This is a genomic window from Mesorhizobium sp. M2A.F.Ca.ET.039.01.1.1 (assembly GCF_003998035.1).
Classification (GTDB): Bacteria; Pseudomonadota; Alphaproteobacteria; order Rhizobiales; family Rhizobiaceae; genus Mesorhizobium.
The window spans coordinates 1-6,737 of sequence record NZ_RZRY01000346.1; the positions used below are offsets into that span (position 1 = coordinate 1).

Here is a 6,737-nt window from a genome sequence, read left to right on the forward strand (position 1 = left end):
GCAGCAGTTCCAACACATCCTTGGCGTCGGTAGTCAGTCGGCCATCCCCGGGCGATTTTCCTTCGCAGCCTTCCCGCGTCCGGGACGCCAGTGTAGGACAACGGCATGAAATCGCTGACCGATCCCTCACAGGCCCTCTCCACCGGCCTGACAAAAATCCGCACCGAATTCCACGTGCCGGATGGATTTCCGCCGGAGGTGATGGCTGCGGCGCAGGCTGCGGCAAAGCGTGCGCCCGCGCAGCATGCCGACCGCACCGCGATGCCTTTCGTCACGCTCGATCCGGCGAGCTCCACCGATCTTGATCAGGCCTTTTCGATCGAGGCCAGCGGCGGCGACCTTCTCTTGCATTATGCCATTGCCGACGTGGCCTGGTTCGTCGAGGACGGCGACGCGATTGATCTCGAAGCCTGGAACCGAGGTGAGACGCTTTATTTGCCGGACGGCAAGGCCGGGCTCTACCCGCCGGTGCTTGCCGAGGCCGCGGCGAGCCTGTTGCCCGATGGACCCCGCCCGGCGGTCATCTTCACAATCAGGGTTGCCGGTGACGGTGCGGTGAAGCTGGACAGCGCTGAGCGGGCGATCATCCAAAGCCGCGCCAAGCTCGCCTATGACAGCGTCAAACCTTCGGATGTACCCGCCGGCTTCGCCGAACTGGCGCGGCGCATGGCGGCCAACGAAGAGCGCCGCGGCGCTTCGCGCGTCGACCCGCCCGAGCAGGAGGTGGAAAGGCTCGCCGACGGCACGTTCCGGCTTTCGTTCAGGCCGCTGCTGCAATCCGAACAGGACAATGCAGCACTTTCGCTGGCCGCCAATATGGCGATCGCCGACGCCATGCTGGCGCACAAGACCGGGTTGTTCCGGGTGATGTCGGGGCCTGATGCCTCGAAGGTGCAAAGGCTGCGCAGCGCGGCACGGGCGCTCGGCCTGTCCTGGCCGGCCTCCACCAGCCTGCGCGACTATCAGCGCGCGCTCGATCCAGCCGATCCGCAACAGGCGGCGCTGATGCTGGAAATCCGCCGCGCGGGCAACGGCGCGTCCTACCAGCCCTATCAGCAGGGCGTCGTCCCCTGGCATGAGGCGATGGCCGCAACCTACGCGCATGCCACGGCCCCGCTCAGGCGGCTGGCCGACCGCTACGTCGTGCGCTGCGTACTGGCAATCGCCAACGGTCAGCCCGTGCCGCAGGCGGTCAGCGACGCCTTCGCCAGATTGCCGAAGGTGATGGGGCGCGGCGATGCCCGAGCCTCGCAGATCAACCATGCGGCCATCGACCTTGCCGAGGCGGTGATGCTCAAAGGACACGAGGGTGAGACGTTCAAGGCCGTCGTCACCGACTTCATCGATCATGGCGTGCGCGCACAGCTTGCCGACATGCCTGTCGTTGCCAATGTGAAGGCCTCCGGCCTCAGGCAGGGCGACGATCTCAGGCTGAAACTGATCTCGGCCGATCCGGGTCAGCGCAGCATTGTCTTCGAGACTGCCGTCTAACGCGCGGTCAGTCCAAATCCCTGGGTCAGCCGTCGAGTGGCGAAATCCACCTTGCCGGAAGTGAAGACGGCAAGATCGGGCTCGCTGTCGCTGGATATTTCTGCGACCGGTTCGAGCAGCGACATGGCGCGCCGGGCGATCGCTTCGGCCGGATCGATCCAGTCGACCGGCCAGGGTGCCGTCTTTCGCATGCGATTGACGAGAAACGGATAATGCGTGCAGGCAAGCACGACGATATCGGTGCGGTTGCCCTCGCGCTCGATGAAACAAGGCGCGATTTCGGCGCGCACGGCTTCTTCATCGACAAAGCCCTGGCGCATATAGATTTCGGCCAACCCCGCCAGCCTATCGCTACCGACCAGGCGCACATGGCATTTCTGCGCCCATTTGCTGATCAGGTCGCGCGTGTACTGGCGTTTCACCGTGCCTGGCGTCGCCAGCACGGAGACGAGGCCGGATCGCGTGCGCTCCGCCGCCGGCTTGATTGCCGGCACGGTGCCGACAAAAGGATGGTCGGGGAATGTCTCGCGCAGCGCGTCGATCACCAGCGTCGAAGCGGTGTTGCAGGCGATCACCGAGATCGCCGGCTGCAGGCGGTCGAGCAATTTGCCGAACAGCGTGAGGATGTGATCCTTGAGCGCCGGCTCCTCCCAGGCGCCGTAAGGAAAAGCCGCGTCGTCTGCGACATAGACGAAGCGGCGATCGGGCATCAGCACGCGCGCCTCGCGCAGCACGGTCAGCCCGCCGACGCCGGAATCGAACATCAGGATCGGGCGCTGGCTTGATCGATCGCTCATTGTCATCCGGTCATAGAGCAATTCCAGGAAAAGTGTGAAACGGTTTTCCGTCCGGAATTGCGTCAAAACAAAGAGAGGCGGAAGGTCCGTGATTGGACCGCAGGCGCTTCTATCGCGAATGATCTTGGTCTTGAAGAGGCGAATGCGAGCAGCTTTTGCGCAGCTGTCTCGCAGGCTCGCTCATATGCCGCGCTTGCCGAAGCCGGCCGGGCGCGGCCGGCCGAAGGGCTGCGGTGCGGGCGGAACGCGGGGAGTTGCAGCGGCAGCCGCGGCGCGTGGTGCGGCCGGCACAGCGGCGCGTGCAGTGCGCGCCGGTGCCGGCAGCGGACCGTCGAAGTCGAAAACATCCGTCAATTCATCGATGTTGCTGCCCGCGACGGGTTTCGCCCAGAGGATCGTGCACCAAAGTCCGAATATCGAAAGTCCGAGCAGATTCAGCCCGCCCGGAATGCTCTCGGGATCGTCGAATTTGACGACCAGCAGCACGCCCGCCTGCAGAAGGGCATAGACGGCGGAAAGGGCAATATAAGCCCACATGATCCACCGGCGTCCATTCGCGTCGCGGGTGCGGCGCGCGGCGATGTTGCCGCGAAGCGCGACAAAGATGAGCGAGGCGATCAGGACCGCGCCTGCCATGCCCTGCCGCGCCGGGCCAGGTCCCGAATTGATCAGTCCTTCGAAACCGATCGTGCCGACAATGCAGACAACGATCACCACGGTTTCGGCGACGGCAAGACCGAGAGAGTAAAGGAAAAAGCGCAGTCGGCCAATATTGGACGTAAACATGTGCCAGCCCCACTATTGCAGCAAGGATGAGGCACAACCGAATAAAAATCGGTTACTTCAAATGCTCACAGCTTATCGATTTTAACTTTCTTCGTCTTTGGCGCGACTGCGAGCACCCGCCGGCAGCCGCCTCGGATCATCCCCAGGCGAGCCATCGCCGCGCGGCATGGCCGGCGAGAACCGGTCGAGCGAGGAGATGATGCCGCGCAGAACCTTCAGTTCCGGCTCGGCAAAGCCCGCGCGCGTCAATACGGCGCGCAGATTGTCGACCATCTTCGGCTTCTTTTCTTCCGGGCGGAAGTAGCCTCGGGCCTCCAGCGCGTTCTCCAGATAGGCGAACAGGCTGTGCAGCTGCTCCTTGTTCGCCGGCACCAGCTCCGGCCCGGAGAAATTGGTCTCAGTCTCGTCGGCGAGGCCGGATTTCATCCATTCATAGGACATCAGAAGCACCGCTTGCGCGATGTTGAGCGAGGAGAAGCCGGGATCGACCGGAAAAGTGACGATCTCGTCGGCAAGCCCGACCTCATCATTATAGAGACCGAAGCGCTCGCGCCCGAACAGGATGCCGGTGCGCTGGCCCGCCTCGACGCGTGCCCTCAGCGCCCTGCCCGCTTCTACCGGCCCACGCACAGGCTTGAAGCCGTCGCGCTCGCGCGCCGTTGTGGCGAAGACGAAGTTCAGGTCGGCAACCGCGGAGGCCAGATCATCGAAGACCCGGGTGGCGTCGATGACATGATCGGCACGGCTGGCAGCCGCGCGCGCCTTCTCGCTCGACCAGCCATCGCGCGGGTTGACCAAGCGCAGTTCCGACAAGCCGAAATTCGCCATGGCGCGGGCGACCATGCCGATATTCTCGCCGAGCTGCGGCTCGACCAGGATGATCGCCGGTCCGGCGGAGGCGGTCTTGGTTGTGACTTCGGTGGCTGGCATGGCTGTGGGTAACCGGGGTTTGCGGCGTTTCGGCGTCCCCTGCCACATTTGGCCGGGAAAATGAAGCATTCACAACAGCGGCACACGTCCATCCCGGCGCGGATCGTGGTTTGCGCGCTGAAAAAGCCTTTGATATACGCTCCGCATTCCCGGCCGAAACCATGCGGGCAAGGCCGTCCAGATCCCCCAGCAACGAGGCACTCTATCCATGGCGAAGATCAAGGTGGCGAACCCGGTCGTCGAGCTCGACGGCGACGAGATGACCCGCATCATCTGGCAGTTCATCAAGGACAAGCTGATCCACCCCTATCTCGATCTGAAGCTTGAATATTACGACCTCGGCATCGAGCACCGCGACGCCACCAACGATCAGGTGACGATCGACTCGGCCAACGCCATCAAGAAATGGGGCGTCGGCGTGAAATGCGCGACGATCACCCCCGACGAGGCGCGCGTCGAGGAATTCAAGCTGAAGAAGATGTGGAAGTCGCCCAACGGCACCATCCGCAACATCCTTGGCGGCACCATCTTCCGCGAGCCGATCATCATGAAGAACGTGCCGCGCCTGGTGCCGGGCTGGACCAAGCCGATCGTCGTCGGCCGTCATGCCTTCGGCGACCAGTACCGCGCCACCGACTTCCGCTTTCCCGGCAAGGGCAAGCTGACCATCAAGTTCGTTGGCGAGGACGGCCAGGTGATCGAGCACGAGGTCTATGACGCGCCTGGCGCCGGCGTGGCCATGGCCATGTACAATCTCGACGAGTCGATCCGCGAGTTCGCCCGCGCCTCGCTGAACTACGGCCTGCTGCGCAACTTCCCGGTCTATCTGTCGACCAAGAACACCATCCTCAAAGCCTATGACGGCCGCTTCAAGGACATCTTCCAGGAAGTCTACGAGAAGGAGTTCGAGGCCGAGTTCAAGGCGCGGAAACTCTGGTACGAGCACCGCCTGATCGACGACATGGTCGCTTCGAGCCTGAAATGGTCCGGCGGCTATGTCTGGGCCTGCAAGAACTATGACGGCGACGTGCAGTCCGACACCGTCGCGCAAGGTTTTGGCTCGCTCGGCCTGATGACCTCGGTGCTGATGACCCCCGACGGCAAGACGGTGGAAGCGGAAGCCGCGCACGGCACCGTGACCCGCCACTACCGCCAGCACCAGAAGGGCGAGGAAACCTCGACCAATTCGATCGCCTCGATCTTCGCCTGGACGCGCGGCCTTGCCCATCGCGCCAAGCTCGACGACAATGCCGAGCTGAAGCGCTTCGCCGAGACGCTGGAGAAGGTCTGCATCCAGACCGTCGAAAGCGGCTTCATGACCAAGGACCTGTCGCTGCTGATCGGCCCCGACCAGCCCTGGCTCTCCACCACCGGCTTCCTCGACAAGATCGACGAGAATTTGCAGAAGGCAATGGGGTGAGGAGCGGTGCGCGAAGCGCATGAAAAGCCCAAAAATGGGCTTTTCAAGCGACGAACGCCCGGAGCCATAGCGTGGGGCCGGGCCGTGTGACAAAGTGCCTTAATGTCGAATGCTCCGAAGGGAGCCTTCGTTTTTTGTGGGGTAAGCAAAAAGAGCGGAAGCGATGGCCAAGCCGATCCTCTATGGCGCCGACTACAGCGTTTATGTGCGCATCGCGCGGATGACGTTGGAAGAGAAAGGCATCGGCTACGAGCTGGCGCCGCTCGACATCTTCGCCGCCGACGGCATTCCCGCCTGGTATCTGGAACATCACCCGTTCGGCCGCATCCCGGCCTTCGAGCATGACGGCTTTCGCCTGTTCGAGACCGGCGCAATTGCGCGCTATGTCGACGAAGCCTTCGATGGTCCGGCCCTTCAGCCCACTGATCCGCGCCTTCGGGCGCGGATGAACCAGATCATCGGCATGCTCGACGCCTATGGCTACCGCGCCATGGTCTGGGATGTGGCGGTCGAGCGGCTGGAGAAAACGCCGCCGGATGAGGCGCTGGTCGCCGCCGGGCTCCGCCAGGCCGAGACCGTGCTCAAGGTCCTGACATCGCTCAAGGCAAAAGGGCCCTGGCTGCTCGGCGAGCAACTGACGCTGGCCGACCTGCACGCGGCGCCGATCATCGCCTATTTCCTGAAGGTCGAGGAAGGGCGCAGCCTGCTGGCGCGGTTTGCGGAAATCGATGAGTGGTATTCTCGCGTAGCCGCTCGTCTGAGCTTTACGCTGACTGAAAAGGTCGTCTAATTCGAGTGAACTTTCTCAGCGTCGGCACTGCCCCTCATTGCCCTGCCGGGCATTTCTCCCCGTAAAACGGGGAGAAAGAGGCTGGCCGCAACGCCGGCGCGTTCTGCAAGGCTGACTATTGGCGAAAGCCGCGATGACGGCCCCTTCTCCCCGTTCAACGGGGAGAAGATGCCGGCAGGCAGATGAGGGGCAGCACCAGCCTCACAGAATCGGGAACCGGCCCGCGCCAAGCGACCTACGCTGCCTCCAGCGCCGCCTTCACCGCCGCGATCGCATCATTTGCCTTGGAGGCATCCGGGCCGCCGGCTTGCGCCATGTCGGGACGGCCGCCGCCGCCCTGCCCGCCAAGCGCGGCGGACGCGACGCGAACGAGATCGACAGCGCTGAAGCGGCCGGTCAAATCGTCGGTGACGCCGACGACCACGCTTGCCTTATTGTCCTCGCCGGCGCCGACAAAGACGACCACGCCTGAGCCGAGCGTCTTCTTGCCGGCATCGGCAAGTGGCTTCAGGTCCTTCGGCGC

7 protein-coding genes are annotated in these 6,737 nt (G+C 63.6%); 3 read left to right on the forward strand and 4 right to left on the reverse strand.

What is annotated here, in order from left to right:
• The first annotated feature begins 105 nt into the window (after positions 1-105).
• Positions 106-1,491, forward strand: a complete 1,386-nt coding sequence (locus EOA24_RS23115) for an RNB domain-containing ribonuclease (RefSeq protein WP_127410098.1) — start codon at positions 106-108, stop codon at positions 1,489-1,491.
• Here the strand turns inward: EOA24_RS23115 and murI are convergent.
• From murI to EOA24_RS23130, 3 genes are all read right to left on the reverse strand, one after another.
• Positions 1,488-2,288, reverse strand: a complete 801-nt coding sequence (gene murI, locus EOA24_RS23120) for a glutamate racemase (protein ID WP_126082479.1) — start codon at positions 2,286-2,288, stop codon at positions 1,488-1,490. The genes EOA24_RS23115 and murI overlap by 4 nt on opposite strands.
• A 180-nt stretch (positions 2,289-2,468) precedes the next feature.
• Positions 2,469-3,074, reverse strand: coding sequence for a hypothetical protein (locus EOA24_RS23125; RefSeq protein ID WP_126082478.1), 606 nt, complete (start codon positions 3,072-3,074; stop codon positions 2,469-2,471).
• 81 nt (positions 3,075-3,155) lie between these two features.
• Positions 3,156-4,004 carry an RNA methyltransferase gene (locus EOA24_RS23130; RefSeq protein WP_126082477.1) on the reverse strand — a complete coding sequence of 283 codons (849 nt, stop codon included), beginning with the start codon at positions 4,002-4,004 and terminating at the stop codon, positions 3,156-3,158.
• Positions 4,005-4,212: 208 nt separating this feature from the next.
• Between EOA24_RS23130 and EOA24_RS23135 the strand changes: the two genes are divergently transcribed.
• Together EOA24_RS23135 and EOA24_RS23140 are read left to right on the forward strand one after the other, a co-directional pair.
• On the forward strand, positions 4,213-5,424 hold the full coding sequence (locus tag EOA24_RS23135) for an NADP-dependent isocitrate dehydrogenase (protein WP_112127719.1): 1,212 nt from the start codon (positions 4,213-4,215) through the stop codon (positions 5,422-5,424).
• A 163-nt stretch (positions 5,425-5,587) separates the two neighbouring features.
• Complete coding sequence (locus EOA24_RS23140; RefSeq protein WP_126082476.1) at positions 5,588-6,214, forward strand: glutathione S-transferase family protein; 627 nt, start codon at positions 5,588-5,590, stop codon at positions 6,212-6,214.
• Positions 6,215-6,449: 235 nt separating this feature from the next.
• Here EOA24_RS23140 and EOA24_RS23150 read toward each other — a convergent pair.
• Positions 6,450-6,737, reverse strand: a 288-nt coding sequence (locus EOA24_RS23150; protein ID WP_245501834.1) for a DHHA1 domain-containing protein, incomplete at its 5' end; no start/stop codon positions are given.